The 15,468-nt window shown below is 18.5% G+C and carries 18 protein-coding genes and 1 tRNA gene; 4 read left to right on the top strand and 15 right to left on the bottom strand.

The window, feature by feature from the left end:
* Positions 1–327, bottom strand: a 327-nt coding sequence (gene hslV / locus GJT95_RS02270) for an ATP-dependent protease subunit HslV (protein ID WP_246225727.1), incomplete at its 3' end; no start/stop codon positions are given.
* A 237-nt stretch (positions 328–564) separates the two neighbouring features.
* On the opposite strand from hslV, the gene tsaB reads away from it, so the two are divergent.
* Positions 565–1,245, top strand: coding sequence for a tRNA (adenosine(37)-N6)-threonylcarbamoyltransferase complex dimerization subunit type 1 TsaB (gene tsaB / locus GJT95_RS00565; RefSeq protein ID WP_169785857.1), 681 nt, complete (start codon positions 565–567; stop codon positions 1,243–1,245).
* Between the two features lie 15 nt (positions 1,246–1,260).
* On the opposite strand, the gene minE is transcribed toward tsaB, so the two are convergent.
* The 3 genes from minE to minC are packed head-to-tail and all read right to left on the bottom strand — an operon-like array spanning position 1,261 to position 3,164.
* On the bottom strand, positions 1,261–1,548 hold the full coding sequence (gene minE, locus GJT95_RS00560; protein ID WP_169785856.1) for a cell division topological specificity factor MinE: 288 nt from the start codon (positions 1,546–1,548) through the stop codon (positions 1,261–1,263).
* A 1-nt stretch (position 1,549) separates the two neighbouring features.
* Entirely contained in the window at positions 1,550–2,359 is an 810-nt protein-coding gene (gene minD, locus GJT95_RS00555) for a septum site-determining protein MinD (protein ID WP_169785855.1), read from the bottom strand.
* Positions 2,360–2,393: 34 nt separating this feature from the next.
* The gene (minC, locus tag GJT95_RS00550; protein WP_169785854.1) at positions 2,394–3,164 is read right to left on the bottom strand and encodes a septum site-determining protein MinC; all 771 of its coding nucleotides are present in this window, start codon (positions 3,162–3,164) and stop codon (positions 2,394–2,396) included.
* A 182-nt stretch (positions 3,165–3,346) separates the two neighbouring features.
* Between minC and rnt the strand changes: the two genes are divergently transcribed.
* Entirely contained in the window at positions 3,347–3,976 is a 630-nt protein-coding gene (rnt, locus tag GJT95_RS00545) for a ribonuclease T (protein WP_169785853.1), read from the top strand.
* A gap of 23 nt (positions 3,977–3,999) precedes the next feature.
* On the opposite strand, the gene grxD is transcribed toward rnt, so the two are convergent.
* Positions 4,000–4,311, bottom strand: coding sequence for a Grx4 family monothiol glutaredoxin (gene grxD, locus GJT95_RS00540; RefSeq protein WP_169785852.1), 312 nt, complete (start codon positions 4,309–4,311; stop codon positions 4,000–4,002).
* Positions 4,312–4,422: 111 nt separating this feature from the next.
* On the opposite strand from grxD, the gene GJT95_RS00535 reads away from it, so the two are divergent.
* Positions 4,423–5,760, top strand: a complete 1,338-nt coding sequence (locus tag GJT95_RS00535) for an MATE family efflux transporter (RefSeq protein WP_169785851.1) — start codon at positions 4,423–4,425, stop codon at positions 5,758–5,760.
* 42 nt (positions 5,761–5,802) lie between these two features.
* Positions 5,803–5,875: transfer RNA gene (locus GJT95_RS00530), tRNA-Val, on the top strand.
* Positions 5,876–5,898: 23 nt separating this feature from the next.
* Here the strand turns inward: GJT95_RS00530 and tyrS are convergent.
* From tyrS to GJT95_RS02265, 10 genes are all read right to left on the bottom strand, one after another.
* Complete coding sequence (gene tyrS, locus GJT95_RS00525; protein ID WP_169785850.1) at positions 5,899–7,182, bottom strand: tyrosine--tRNA ligase; 1,284 nt, start codon at positions 7,180–7,182, stop codon at positions 5,899–5,901.
* Between the two features lie 24 nt (positions 7,183–7,206).
* Positions 7,207–7,818, bottom strand: coding sequence for a riboflavin synthase (locus GJT95_RS00520; RefSeq protein ID WP_169785849.1), 612 nt, complete (start codon positions 7,816–7,818; stop codon positions 7,207–7,209).
* A gap of 97 nt (positions 7,819–7,915) precedes the next feature.
* Positions 7,916–10,393, bottom strand: a complete 2,478-nt coding sequence (gene pheT / locus GJT95_RS00515) for a phenylalanine--tRNA ligase subunit beta (protein WP_169785848.1) — start codon at positions 10,391–10,393, stop codon at positions 7,916–7,918.
* On the bottom strand, positions 10,390–11,385 hold the full coding sequence (pheS, locus tag GJT95_RS00510; RefSeq protein WP_425482519.1) for a phenylalanine--tRNA ligase subunit alpha: 996 nt from the start codon (positions 11,383–11,385) through the stop codon (positions 10,390–10,392). Before pheS ends, pheT begins: the two co-directional genes overlap by 4 nt.
* A gap of 55 nt (positions 11,386–11,440) precedes the next feature.
* Entirely contained in the window at positions 11,441–11,791 is a 351-nt protein-coding gene (rplT, locus tag GJT95_RS00505) for a 50S ribosomal protein L20 (RefSeq protein ID WP_169785847.1), read from the bottom strand.
* A 42-nt stretch (positions 11,792–11,833) separates the two neighbouring features.
* Positions 11,834–12,031: a 50S ribosomal protein L35 gene (rpmI, locus tag GJT95_RS00500; protein WP_169785846.1), complete on the bottom strand. Its 198-nt coding sequence runs from the start codon at positions 12,029–12,031 to the stop codon at positions 11,834–11,836.
* A 22-nt stretch (positions 12,032–12,053) separates the two neighbouring features.
* Positions 12,054–12,593, bottom strand: a complete 540-nt coding sequence (gene infC, locus GJT95_RS00495) for a translation initiation factor IF-3 (protein WP_169786138.1) — start codon at positions 12,591–12,593, stop codon at positions 12,054–12,056.
* Positions 12,594–12,609: 16 nt separating this feature from the next.
* Positions 12,610–13,875, bottom strand: a complete 1,266-nt coding sequence (thrS, locus tag GJT95_RS00490) for a threonine--tRNA ligase (protein ID WP_169785845.1) — start codon at positions 13,873–13,875, stop codon at positions 12,610–12,612.
* 101 nt (positions 13,876–13,976) lie between these two features.
* A complete protein-coding gene (prmC, locus tag GJT95_RS00485; RefSeq protein ID WP_169785844.1) occupies positions 13,977–14,816 on the bottom strand; it encodes a peptide chain release factor N(5)-glutamine methyltransferase in 840 nt (279 codons plus the stop codon).
* A 17-nt stretch (positions 14,817–14,833) separates the two neighbouring features.
* Positions 14,834–15,468, bottom strand: a 635-nt coding sequence (locus GJT95_RS02265; RefSeq protein WP_246225725.1) for a peptide chain release factor-like protein, incomplete at its 5' end; no start/stop codon positions are given.

Raw genomic sequence — 15,468 nt, 5'->3', positions numbered from 1 at the left:
TCCTGTAATAATTAAAGAAGTAATTTTATCTGCTATTACTAATAATGCTTCTAATTTACGTAAAATACGATCTGTTCTCCAATCTTTTGCTAATTCAACTGCAGATTTAATTAAATTTCCCTGATGTATTTCTAATTTTTGTTCAAATAACTCAAAAAGAGTAAAAGCATCTGCAGTACCACCAGCAAAACCAGCAATTACCGTATCATTATATAATTTACGAATTTTTTTTACATTTCCTTTCATTATAATATGACCAAGAGTTGCTTGTCCATCACCACCAATAACTACATTACCATTTCTCCTTACACTAACTATTGTTGTCATGAGTTTATTCCTCATTATAATTATTATTTATTTTAAAATTTATAAAAAAATAAATAATAATTATATTTTAAAAAAATTTATTAAAATAGTTATTAATTAAAGTTAATATTTCATATTTCATTTTATGAAAAATTATATTATAATTAATGATATAATAGTTTTAAATTTTATTAAAACATTAAAATTATAACATAATTTTAATATTAAACAATAAATTTATATTTAATTAATATTTATATGCAAAATAATATTTTAGTAATCGATACATCTACCGAATATTGTTTACTTTCATTAAAAATAAATAATATTATTTATAATAAAATACAATATTCTCCTTTTTCTCATATAAAATATATCTTACAATTACTTAATAATCTTTTAAAAGAAAAAAAAATTACCTTATCTCAAATATGTTTATTAGGATATAATTTAGGTCCAGGAAATTTTACAAGTTTAAGAATAGGTATAGCAATAATAGAAAGTCTTTCTTACATTTTAAATATTCCTAAAATAGGAATATCACATTTAATGATTTTAGCTGAGCAATCTTGGAAAATAACAGGAATTAAAAATGTTATATCTGTTATAAAATGTAATCAAAATTTATTATATTTTGCTATATATAAAAGAACTTTTAAAGGTTTATGGATAGGGAAAAATAGTGAATGTTTATTAAATTATAATGATTTTTTTAAAAAAATAATTTTATTAAAAGGAATATTTACATTAATTTCTAATGTAAATCAATATATTCAAGATAATTTAAAAAAAACATTAAATAAGAATTTAAAAATAATATTTATTAATAATAAACTTTATTCTTCAGAAAATATTATTAGTATTATCAATACTATGTTTTTAAACAAAAAAAAAATAAAAAAATATTATCAAATAAATTACATTAAAAATGTATTTTAATATAGATATAATATTCTATTTATTATTTTTTTGTTTAATATCTTTTTTTTTTTTAGGTAAAATAATATTTAATTCTAATGTTGATATATTATTTTTTTTATCATCCATTTCTATATTAATCATTTTTGAATTTATTTTTGTATATTTAGAAATTACTTTTAATATTTCTTTTTTTAATTGTATTATATAACAAGGATATATATATCCTTTTTTAGATTCTTCAGATATAATAATCTGTAGTCTTTTTTTAGCAATATTAGCAGTTTTTCTCTTTCTAGACAAAAAAAAATTAATAATATTCATATTATCTCCAAAACCAACGTTGTAAAAAATTTTTTTGTTCTTTTTTTATAAAACGTAAAGGAATTTTTTCTCCTAACAAACGTTTAACAGTATCATTATACGCTAAAGAAGCATTAGAATGTTCATGTAAAATAATACTTTTTCCTTGATTTGATGCTCTTAATACTAAAGGATCTTCTGGAATTACACCTATTATTTTAATACCTAAAATTTCAACAATATCATCAATACTTAACATATCTCCACAATCTACTCTAATAGGATTATAACGTGTAAGTAATAAATATTCTTTAATAGGTTTTTCTCCATTTTTAGCTCTTTTAGATTGTGATGAAATTATACCTAAAATTCTATCAGAATCTCTAATAGAAGAAATTTCAGGATTAGTAGTAATAATAGCTTCGTCAGCAAAATATAATGCAGTTAATGCACCTTTTTCAATACCTGCAGGTGAATCACATATAATAAAATCAAAATTCATTGTATTTAAATTCTTGAAAATAGTTTCCACTCCATTATAAGTTAATGCATCTTTATTTTTTGTCTGAGAAGCAGGTAATATATATAAATTTTTATGTTTTTTATCTTTTATTAAAGCTTGATTTAATGTTGCTTCTTCCTGTAAAACATTGATAAAATCATAAACAACTCTTCTTTCACAACCCATTATTAAATCTAAATTACGTAATCCTATATCAAAATCAATAACAGCAGTTTTTTTACCATTTTTAGCTAATCCAATAGCTATAGCTGCACTAGAAGTAGTTTTACCTACACCACCTTTACCAGAAGTTACAACAATTATACGCATTAGAAATTTTCCTTAATAGTAAATTTAATAAAATTTAATTAAGTGATTTTATTGTTAATATTTTATTTTTTAAATATATTCTTGATGATTTTCCTAAAAATTTTTTAGGAATTTGGTTTTGAAGTAAATATTCACCAGCAATAGATAATAATTCAGCAAATAATTGATTACAAAAAATTTGACAATTTTTATCTCCATTAGCTCCAGATAAAGCTTTGCCTCTCATAAAGCCATAAATATGAATATTACCATCTGCTATTAATTCAGCTCCTGTACTAACATTATTTATAATAATTAAATCACTATTATAAGCATAAATTTGTTGTCCAGATCTAATTGGGTTATAAATAATTTTACTTTTATTATAATAAATATCTTTATTAAATGATAAAGATTCTTTTTCTTTAATTATTTTAATAATAGATTTTGGTATTATATTATTTATATTACTACTTATTTTTTTTTTATTATCAATATTCTGAATTTTTTTATTATCTTTATTATTAGTGAATAAAACAGGTGTACCTGTATTATTTACAATTTTAATAATATTTTTATTATTACATCCACTAACTCCTATAATATTAATTCCAGTTGAAATAATAGCATTATAAACTTTTTCCCAATTTATTTCATTTTTTATATAATAAATATTAACAATAACTGACATTTTTTTAAAAAATGCAGGAGAATGTTGTATTTTTTTTTTTATTGCATTATATATAAGTTCTGGTTGATTATTATATAAATAAATTACATAAAATGAAAAATTATTTTGTTTAAATTTAATTATTTTTGTAAACATCTTTATCTCCTTAAATAAATAAAATTATTTTTAATTAAAATAATTTTATTAATTATATAAATATTTTTTTAATATATAAATATATATAAAATATTTTATACTTGTAATTTTTTATATAAAAGTATAATTTAATAATGTATATAATACACTGTTAATATATTTAATAATTTTAAAAAATAAAAATGAATAATTTATCAAAATTAGATTTATTATCTTTTAGATTTAGAGGATTTTATCCTGTCGTAGTAGATATTGAAACTTCAGGATTCGATCCTAAATATAATGCTATATTAGAAATAAGTTTAATTACATTAAAAATGGATAATGGTTGGTTAAAAAAAAATGAAACATTACATTTTCATGTTTTACCTTTCAAAGGTTCAAGAATTTCTTCAGATGCATTAGCTTTTAATGGTATTAATATTCATACCTCTTTAAGAGGTGCTATTACTGAAATAGAAGTTTTAAAAATTATTTTTAAAAAAATTACTAAAGATTTAAAAAAAAATAAATGTAAAAAAGCAGTTATAGTTGCTCATAATGCTAGTTTTGATCATAGTTTTATTATGGAAGCTATAAAAAGAAATAAAATGGAAATAAATAATCCATTTCATTCTTTTGTAATATTTGATACAACATCAATGTGTGGATTAATTTTAGGACAAACTGTATTAGCAAAATCATGTCATGAAATTGGCATTTCATTTGACAGTAACCAAGCACATTCTGCATTATATGATGCTAATCGTACTGCTAAGTTATTTTGTAAATTAGTTAATAATTGGAAAATTAAAGGAAGATGGTCTCTATAATTATATATTAATTACATAATAAATTATTTTTGAAAATTTAAAATTTTTTTTAATTTATTATTAATATGTAACATATATAGTATATCGGAACCTCCTATTAATTTATTATTTACCCATAATTGGGGAAATGTTGGCCAATTAGCATATTTAGGTAGGTACATTCTAATATCAGAATCTTTTAATATATTAATATAAGTAAATTTTACTCTATAAAATAAAATTATTTTTGCTGCTTTATTAGAAAAACCACATTGAGGATTTTTTGGACTTCCTTTCATATACAAAATAATAGGGTTATTATTAATTTGTTGTTTTATTTTATCAAAAATTTTCATAAACACCTGTTTATTTATTAAAGTAGTTCAAAATTAATATAATTATATATATAATAATTTTATATTTTAAAAAAGTAAAATTTATTTAATATTCAAAAAAAAAGGATGTGTGTGCATAAATATTTAATTGAAATAAAAAAATTATGTAATATTACCATACCAATAATTTTAACACAAATAGCCTATTTTTTAATTAGTATCATAAATATGATTATGTCAAGTTCTTTTAATAAAATTGATATGGCTGTAATATCGATAAGTATATCAATATGGTTACCTTTATTATTATTTTGTCATGGTATTTTTTTATCTTTAATACCTATTATCACAAAATTACATGGATCTAATAAACAACGAAATATTATAGAATATATACAACAATCATATTTATTATCAATAATTTTATCATGTATAATGATATTAATTTTATATAAAACTAATTTTTTTATATATTTATTATTAACTAATAAAATTTTGATTTTAAAAATAATAATTTTTTTAAAAATAATTATGTGGAGTATACCAGGTTATTTATTATTACAAATATTACGTTGTGTTTGTATTTCATTTTCATTAACTATACCTGATATGATCATTAGTTGGATCGGAGTAATAATATATATACCAATGAATTATATTTTTATTTATGGTTTTAGTTATATACCACCTTTTGGAAGTTTAGGATGTGGTTTGTCTATAGTATTAATATATTTAATATTAACTATTATAACCATGATATGGATGTATAATTCAATATATTTTAATAATATAAACTATTTTAGTTTATTTAATAAACCTAACATAAAAATTTTAAAAAAATTATTAAAATTAGGTATTCCTATTGGATTATCTATTTTTATTGAAATTACATTATTTACAGTTGTTTCTTTATATATTTCTTCTATGGGAATAGATATTATTATTAGTCATCAAATAGCCCAAAATTTTAGTTCTTTAATTTTTGTAATTCCATTATCTTTAAGTATAGCTACTACTATATTAGTAGGATTATATTTAGGTTCAGGTTATAAAAATAAAGCTAAAAGGATTAGTTGGATTTCACAAATTATAGGCATTATTTTATCTATTTTTATTATATTAATAAGTCTTTTTTTAAAAAAAAAAATTGCTTATTTATATAATCCTAATCAAAATATTATAAATTTATCATCTAAATTAATATTTTTAGCATCTATTTATCAATTTTTAGATGCTATTCAAGTAATAGGATGTGGTGTTTTAAAAGCTTATAAAGATACTAAATTTATTTTTTTTATTACTTTTATATCCTATTGGATAATAGGTTTTCCTGTAGGTTATATTTTGTCTATGACAAATTTAATTGTAAATTCTATGGGTCCTACAGGTTTTTGGATAGGATTTATTGTTGGATTAACTATTTCAGTAATATTAGTTATATTACGTATTATTAAAATACAAAAAAATTGATTAAATATCATTAATATGATTTAATATAATTAATTTTTTTATGCGTTCTTAACTCAGTTGGTAGAGTGTCACTATGACATAGTGAAAGTCAGAGGTTCAAATCCTCTAGAACGCATAAAATTTTTTGTTTATTTTACATTAACTCCAATAAATTAAACAAAAATTTTTTTTACCTTTACGTAATAAAGTAAAATGATTAAATTTTTTATGATATTCAGTAAATATAAATGATATTTTTGATATTTTTTTATTATTAATGTATATGGAATTAGATTCAATTAATTTAGATGCCTGAGTACGAGAAGATGCAAATTTACTTAAAACTAATATTTTTTGTAAAGAAAATTTTTTATTATTTAAAATAACATTATTAATATTTTTTAATAAGATTGAAAAATCATTTTCTGATAAATCTTTTATATTTTTATAAAAAAGTATATTTGTTATTTTTTTAGCTAAAATTAAACTATATTTTCCATGTATTATTTTTGTCATATATTCTGCAAGTAAATATTGAGGACTATTTTTTTTAATATTATTTTTTTTTTTTTTAAAATTATTAATAATTTCTGATTTTAAATCAGTAAACATATATAGAAATTTATATATAAGTGAATCTGGAATATTTAACCAAAATTGAAAAAATTTATATGGACTAGTTTTATTTTTATTTAACCATATTGTTTTTTTTTCTGTTTTTCCAAATTTTGTTCCATCATTTTTAACAATTAAGTTAGTTGTTATTCCAAAAGCTTTTTTATTATATATTTTTTTTATTAAATCAATTCCTGATGTAATATTCCCCCATTGGTCAGAACCTCCTAATTGAAGAATTACATTAAAATTTTTATTTAAATAAGCAAAATCATAAGATTGTAATAAATTATAAGAAAATTCAGTAAAAGAAATACCATTAATTTCATTATTTATCATTCTATTTTTAATAGAATCTTTATTCATCATATGATTAACACAAAAATATTTTCCTATTTTTCTTAAAAAAGATAAAATATTTATTTTATAAAACCAATCATAATTATTAATAATTATGGCACTATTTTTACCACAATTAAAATCTAAAATATTTTTTATTTGTATACTAATTTTATGAAACCAGATATTAATAATATCTATTGAATTCATTTTTCTTTTTTTTAATTTAAAACTAGGATCACCAATTAAACTTGTAGCTCCACCTAATACAATTATTGGTTTGTGACCTAATTCTTGAAAATATTTTAATGTAAATAATTGTATTAGATGTCCTATATGTAAACTATCTGCTGTTAAATCAAAACCACAATAAAGATTAATATTTTGTTCATTTAAAATTTTAAATAACTTTTTTTGATTAGTTATTTGATATAAAATATCGCGATCTTTTAATTTTTTTAAAATATTTATTTTATTTTTTTTTATCATTTATATTCCTTATATTTTAATATATTAAATATTTTTATTATATAATCTTTCTATGGTTTGTATTATATTTCTAGTATAGATATCCGTTTCAATATTGACATAATTATAAATTTTTTTTTTAGATAATGTAGTTTTTAATAATGTTTCTGGTATTAGATTTACACTAAATTTATCTTTAAATGTTTTATCTATTGTTAAACTAACGCCATCTACACATATGGATCCTTTTGTTAGAATATAATTCATTTGTAAAATATTATTAGGCTTAATCCATAAAATTTTAGAAAAATTATAATTTTTTATATTAGTTATAATTGCAATATCAGTAATATGTCCTAATACTATATGTCCTCCCAAAAAATCATTAATTTTTATTGGTTTTTCAAGATTAATATAATCATTAACTTTTAATTTTTTAAAAGTTGTATTATTTATAGTATGAATTATTATATTAAATAAAATTATATTTTTATATAAGTTTACAATAGTTAAACAACATCCGTTATTTGAAATAGATTCTCCTATTTTTAAATTTTTAACAAAATTTTTACTTGTTTGTATATATACATAATATTTTTTTTTTTTAAAAGAAATTTTTTTAATTTTACCTATTGATTGAATAATACCTGTAAACATTTTTTTCTTTTTATAACAGTTATATATATTGATTATATCTGATAAAAAAAAAATAAATAAATCAAATTAAATTATTTTTATATATAAAATTTTAAATTTATTTATTATAATAAATATTATCTCTTAATATAATTTGAAATTTATTTTTTAATTTTAAAATACATTTATTTATAATATTATTAATTTCTATATCATTTAATGTATGATTTTCGTTTTGTAAAAATAAACTTAAAGTAATATTTTTATATTTTTTAGGAATATTATTTCCTTGAAAAATATCTATAAGTTTTATTTTTATTAAATTTTTTAATTCTAATTTTTTTAAAAATAATAAAATACAATTAAAACTAATTTTCTTCTTTATAAAAAAAGAAATATCTCTTTTATTTACTGGATAATTAATTATTTTTTGAAAATTAAAAGTATTATTGATGATGATATAATCATAAAATAATTCAAATACAAAAGTATTAGAATTTATATTAAAATAATGAATTAATCTAGGATGTAACATGCCAATATATCCAACATATATGCCATTAATATATATTGATGAATTTATATACGGATGTAATATTGTGTTTTTATTTTGTTGATAAAATTCTATTTTATTATTTTTATAAAAAACATTTAAAATATATTCTATATTACCTTTTATATCATAAAAATTAATACATTTATTTTTTTTATTCCAATAGTCATCTAATGAATTTATATTAATTATTCCAGCTAACATTAATTTTTGTGATATACCTATTTTTTGTTTAAAATCTTTAAAAAAACACAAACCATATTCAAAAAAACGTAAATTTTTTTGTTGTCTATTTTTATTAAAAATAATATTATTAATTAATCCATATAATAAAGAATTTCTCATTACAGATGTTTCTTTTGTTAAAGGATTTTTAATTTTTATACATTTTATTTTTGGATATAACATTAACTGTATTTTAGGATTTATAAAACTATAATTAATTACTTCATGATATCCTTGATAAATTAAAATATCTTTAACTTTTTTAATATTAATCTTTCGATATTCTAATATAGAATTATTTTTTTTTATAATATTATTTTTGATAAAAGAAATATTAATTTTTTGAGGAATTTGATCATATCCATATACTCGTATAATTTCTTCTATAACATCTTCCGTTATATTTATATCATATCTCCAACTAGGTATTTGAATAATACAATTAATAATTGTTTTTTTTATAATAATAAAACCTAATTTATTTAAAATATTAAGTATAATTTTTTTTTTAATATTAAAACCTAAGATTTTATATACATATTTAAATGATAAATTTATTATTTTGTTATGATTATTAATATTATTAATATTAATTGTATAAATTTTACTTCTTTTCCCTTTAAATATTTTTAATAATAAATTTGTAGTTCTTATAATAGAAGTTTTTTGTATTAATGGATCTAAAGTATTTTTATGAAAATTATAAATATTATTAATATAACAATTATTTTTTAATAAAAAATTTATATATTTTGGATTTAAAAATAAACATTCTATTAAAATATTTTTAGTTGTTAACTTTACAGAATAATTTTTATTTTGTATTATTCCTGGTATAGACATTATTTGGTTATTATTTATTATCATTAATAATGAATTGTTATTTAGTAAATTTTTTTTTTTATTTTTTAAATTTAATAAATAGTATTTATTTTTTTGATACTTTTTTATATAAATTTTACCATTAATTTGATCAAAATTATAAAATTGGATAGGATATCCTAATTCTAAAATTATATAATTACGAATATTTAATAATGGATTGTTAGATATAAATTTAATTCCAGCATAATATAATCTTTCTTTAATAAAAAAAGGAATTTTTTTAGTTAAATCAATATTTTTAATTATACAATAACTATATTTATATAATATATTTTTTATTTTTTTATCAAAATTAATATTAAGTTGATATTTTTCTGAATTTTTTATTAAAGAATTTTCATATGGTATATTAAATTTAATTTTTTTATTTAAAACAGATAAATCTCTTGTAAATCCTAATATATTTAAACAATCTAGTCTATTTGTAGGAATATTTATATGTAAAATATTATCATATAAATTTAAAACATTGTTATTTTTATTAATATTATTATTTTCATTTAAAATAGTAACATTATTTTTAATAATATTATATTTTGTATATAAACTAATTATTTTAGGAGTACATAATAATCCTTCTGATTTTTTTAAAAAAACATATTTTGGTATTTTTATATATTTCTTATATAAAGAAGAATTTCTAGTAGCTAAAATAATTTTCATTTTATTATAAAAACAATTTATATTAGAAAATATTTTTAATAATTTACCATTATTAGTTAATATTTTAAATTCATAAATTTTAGGATTCTTTTTATATATATTATAATTAATAATTTCACCTTCAATTAGGTGTTTTATATCACTTTTATAAGTAATAGATTCAATTTTTTCTATTTCAAATCCTAACATTGTTATTTTTTTTGATAAAGAATAAATATCTTTATCATAATAAAACCATTCTCGTAACCAGAATTCACTAAATTTTATCATACAAAGTTATTTGATCTAAATTGTTTAAGAAAACGTATATCATTTTCATAAAAAAAACGAATATCAGAAAGATTATAACGTAACATAGTTAATCTTTCTATTCCTAATCCAAAAGCAAATCCACAATATTTATTAGTACTCATACCAACATTTTTTAAAACATAAGGATGTATCATTCCAGCACCTAAAATTTCTATCCATTGTTTATTATTATTTAGTATATCTATTTCTAGAGATGGTTCTGTAAAAGGAAAATAAGAAGGTCTAAAACGTATTTTACATTTTTCACCAAAGAAAAAATTTAAAAATAAAACTAATATTCCTTTTAAATCGACAAAAGTTACTTTTTTATCAATATATAATCCTTCTATTTGATGAAACATAGGTGTATGACTACTATCATAATCATGACGATATACTTTCCCTGCAGTTAAAATTTTTATAGGTGGTTTATTTTGTTTCATAGCTCTAATTTGTACATTAGAAGTTTGAGTACGTAATAAAATATTTTTATCTAACCAAAATGTGTCTTTTTCTGTTCTTGTTGGATGATATTTTGAAATATTTAATGCATCAAAATTATGATAAACATCTTCTATTTCAGGTCCTGTTATTATTTTAAATCCAATATTAGTAAAAAATTCTTCTATCTCATAAATTATATTTGTAATAGGATGTTTAGAACCTGATGAAATATATTTTCCTGGTAATGATACATCGATATTTTGATCTAAAAATTTATTGTTATATTGTTCTATTTCTATTTTTTTTTTACGTTCTATTATTATTTTTTTTATTTGTTTTTTTTGTTTATTATAAATAATACTTTTATGAATTCTCTCATTTTTACTTAAATTTTTTATTAACATGAATTGTTTAGTAATATAACCTTTTTTACCTAAATATTTAATTTTTAATATATTTAAATCTTTAAGATTTTTTACTACAGAAATTTCTTTTTTTGCTATTATAACTATATCATTAGATATCATGATATTCTCATTAATATATTTTATATATAAAACATTTAATTTGATAAAATTAATTTTATGAATGATAAGAATAAGTTAATAATTTGTTAAAAGTTAAGTTATCAGATAACGCTATACTAGCTAATATTTTTCTATTTATATTTATATTATTTTTTTTTAATTGATGTATTAAAGAACTATAAGAAATATTTTTTTGACGCGCTGCTGCATTAATTTTCATAATCCATAATTGACGAAATTTTCTTTTTTTTTGTTTTCTATCTCGATAAGCATATTGTCCTGATTTAATTACTGCTTGGAAAGCAGACCTGTAAGATCTAGATCTAGCGCCATAATATCCTTTTGCTTGTTTTATAATTTTTTTATGTCTTATTTTTGCAGTAACTCCACGTTTGACTCTAACCATATAATTTATATTCCTATAATAATTATTTGTTATATATTTATTTTATAAATAAGGTAAACAAATTTTTAATGAACGTGAATCTCCTTTCGAGACTATTTTTTTTTGTCTTAAAAATCTTTTATGTTTTTTGTTTTTTTTAGTTAATAAATGTCTTAAATTGGCTTTTTTATGTTTAAAAAAACCATTACTTGTTTTTTTAAAACGTTTTGCAACACTACGTACTGTTTTAAGTTTATTCATGTATAAACCATAATTTTATTTATTATTTTTTTGGTATTAAAATCATTATAATTTGCCTTCCTTCAATTTTTGAAGGAAATGATTCTACTATTGCTAAATTTTCTATATCATTTTTAATACGGTTGAGCATAAAAAAACCTAATTTTGTATGCATCATTTCTCTCCCTCTAAATCTTAATGTAATTTTTACTTTATCTCCATTTTTTATAAAACGAATTATATTACGTAATTTAACATTATAATCACCTATATCTGTACCAGGACGAAATTTAATTTCTTTTAAATGAATTATTTTTTGTTTTTTTTTTTGTTCTTTAGAAGCCTTATTTTTTGTATATAAAAATTTACCATAATCCATTATACGACATACAGGAGGTGTAGAATTAGGACTAATTTCTACTAAATCAAATCCAGTTTTTTCTGCTTTTTTTAAAGCTTCTTTAAGATTAATTATTCCTATTTGTTCTCCATTTAATCCTATTAATCTTACAATTTTACTCCTAATATTTTTATTAATTATATTAGGTCGTAATAATTGTATTATTTTTTTCCCAACTTTAATATTTTACCTCCTTAATTTATTTTAAATAATAGTTATTAATTTCTTTATTAATTTTATTAATAATATCATGAATTTTCATAAATCCCAAATCTTTACTAAAACAATCTCTTACTGAAACAAGATTATTTTTTATTTCTTGATCTCCACATATTAAAATATATGGAATATGTTGCATTGTATATTTTCTAATTTTAAAAGCAATTTGTTTGTTTTGAATATCGTATTTAATACGAATATTATTTTTTTTTATTATTTTAAATGTTTTTAAAACATATTGTATATGTTTTTCACTAATACTAAGTATTATTATTTGTATAGGAGTAAGCCAAATAGGTAAATATCCAGAAAATTCTTCAAGAATAATACCTATAAATCTTTCTAATGAACCTAAAATAGCTCTATGTATTATTATAGGAGTACTACGTTTATTTTTTTTATTAATATAAAATAATTTCAAGCATTTAGGTAATGTAAAATCTAATTGTATAGTTCCACATTGCCATTCTCTATTTAAATAATCAAAAAAAGAAAATTCAATTTTAGGACCATAAAAAGCTCCTTCTCCTTTTTGATGTTTAAAATTAATATTCATTTTTTTTAAAATTAATGATAAATCATTTTCTGTTTGATCCCAAATTTTATCATCTCCAATTTTATATAATGGTCTTGTAGATAATTTTACAAAAAATTTTTTAAAACCAAAAATATGATAAATATCATATATCATATGAATGCAATTTTTAATTTCTTCTGTTATTTGATTTTTTGTACAAAAAATATGAGCATCATCTTGAGTAAAACTTCTTAATCTCATTAAACCATGTAAAGAACCAGATGGTTCATTTCGATGACAAATACCAAATTCAGCAATTCTTAATGGTAAATCTTTATATGATTTTAATTTTTGTTTAAAGATTTGAATATGAGCAGGACAGTTCATAGGTTTTATGCAATAATTTCTTTTTTCTGAATAAGTTGTAAAAATTGCTTTTTTATAAATTTTCCAATGTCCTGTTCTTTCCCAAATAGAAATATCAGTTATTAAAGGAGTTTTTACTTCTAAATAATTATATTGATTTAGTTTTAATCGTAAAATTTTTTTTAATTCTTTGAAAATAATATAACCATTATTATGCCAAAAAACCATTCCTGGAGCTTCATCTTGAAAATGATATAAATCTAATTTTTTCCCTATAGATCTATGATCTATTTTTAATAATTTTATTTTATGAGATAAAAAAATTTTTTTTTCTATTTTTTTAGAATTATCATTTTGTTCCATTTTTATTTTTATAAGTAAGAATATTATTTATTAATAATATCAAAAATTTTTTATTAAATATATTAAAAATATTATAAGAAAATTTAATTTATAAAATATTTTTAAAGAAATTTTTGTCCACAAATAACTCTATTATATCCTTGTATATCAGAGTATTGTTTAATATTTTTAAATTTTTTAATTTTTAATTTATTTTTTATTATTGATCCTTGTTTATAACCATGTTCTAATATTAACCAACCATAATTATTTAAATATTTTAAAGAATTTGAAATAATATGGTCTAAATCATTTAATCCATTTTGATTAGAAACTAAAGATTTAATAGGTTCAAATTTTAATTGTTTTTTTAAAAATAAATATTCTTTATAACTTATATAAGGAGGATTACTAATAATAATATCAAACTTATCATTTTTTAAATGACTAAACCAATTACTTTTTAAAAAAGTAATATTTTTAATATTTAATTTTTTAGCGTTATTTTTAGCTATATTGATAATTTTGTCAGAAAAATCTATAGCAGTAATATCTAGAATATTATGTTCACAAGCAAGTGCTAATGAAAGTGCACCACTTCCAGTGCCTAAATCTAATATTTTTTTTATTTTAGTATCTATTTTTTGTAAAACAACATCTACTATAATTTCTGTATCTTTACGAGGTATTAAAACACAAGGTGACACATTAATTTTTAATGACCAAAATTCACAAAAACCTAATATATAAGCTATAGGAATACCTTTAATTCTTTTTTTTAATAAATGTTGTAATATTTTATATTGTTTATAATTAATTTTTGTTTCATTAAAACCATAAATCCATGATTTAGGTTTATTTAAAATAAATGATATTAATAAACTAGCTTCTAGTTGATAATTTGATATTTTATTTTTTTTTAAAATATCTAAAGCATATTGTAAAAATTGATCAATAATCATATATTTATTTTTATAAATTATAATTTATTGTTTTTTTTATAAATTATCGGTTTTATTAAAAGATCTAAGTTTCCATTCATAATTTCATTTAATTTATAAATAGTTAAATTAATACGATGATCAGTAACTCTTTTTTGAATAAAATTATAAGTTCTATTTTTATCTGAACGATCACCAGTACCTAATAATATTTTTTTTTTTAAAGCATTATCTTTATTTTTTTTTTCCATTTCCATTGAATTTATTCTAGCTGCTAATACAGCTAATGCTTTTGATTTATTTTTGTGTTGTGATCTTTCATCTTGACATTCAACAACTATTTTTGTTGGAATATGAGTAATACGTATAGCCGAATCTGTTGTATTAACATGTTGCCCACCAGCACCTGAAGATCTAAATGTATCAATTTTTAAATCTTGAATATTTATTTCTGGCATTTCTATTTTTGATAATTCAGGCATAACAGCTACAATACAAGTAGAAGTATGTACTCTTCCTTGCGATTCTGTTTCTGGGACTCTTTGAACTCTATGTCCTCCAGATTCAAATTTTAATTTTCCATATACTCCTACACCAATAATTTTTAAAATAATTTCTTTAAATCCATTACCATGTTCATTATAATGAATATGTATTATTTCTATTTTCCATC

Origin of the sequence: Enterobacteriaceae endosymbiont of Donacia crassipes, assembly GCF_012569785.1 — a bacterium.
Lineage (GTDB): Bacteria > Pseudomonadota > Gammaproteobacteria > Enterobacterales > Enterobacteriaceae.
This window is presented reverse-complemented; position numbering and strand designations above follow the sequence as displayed.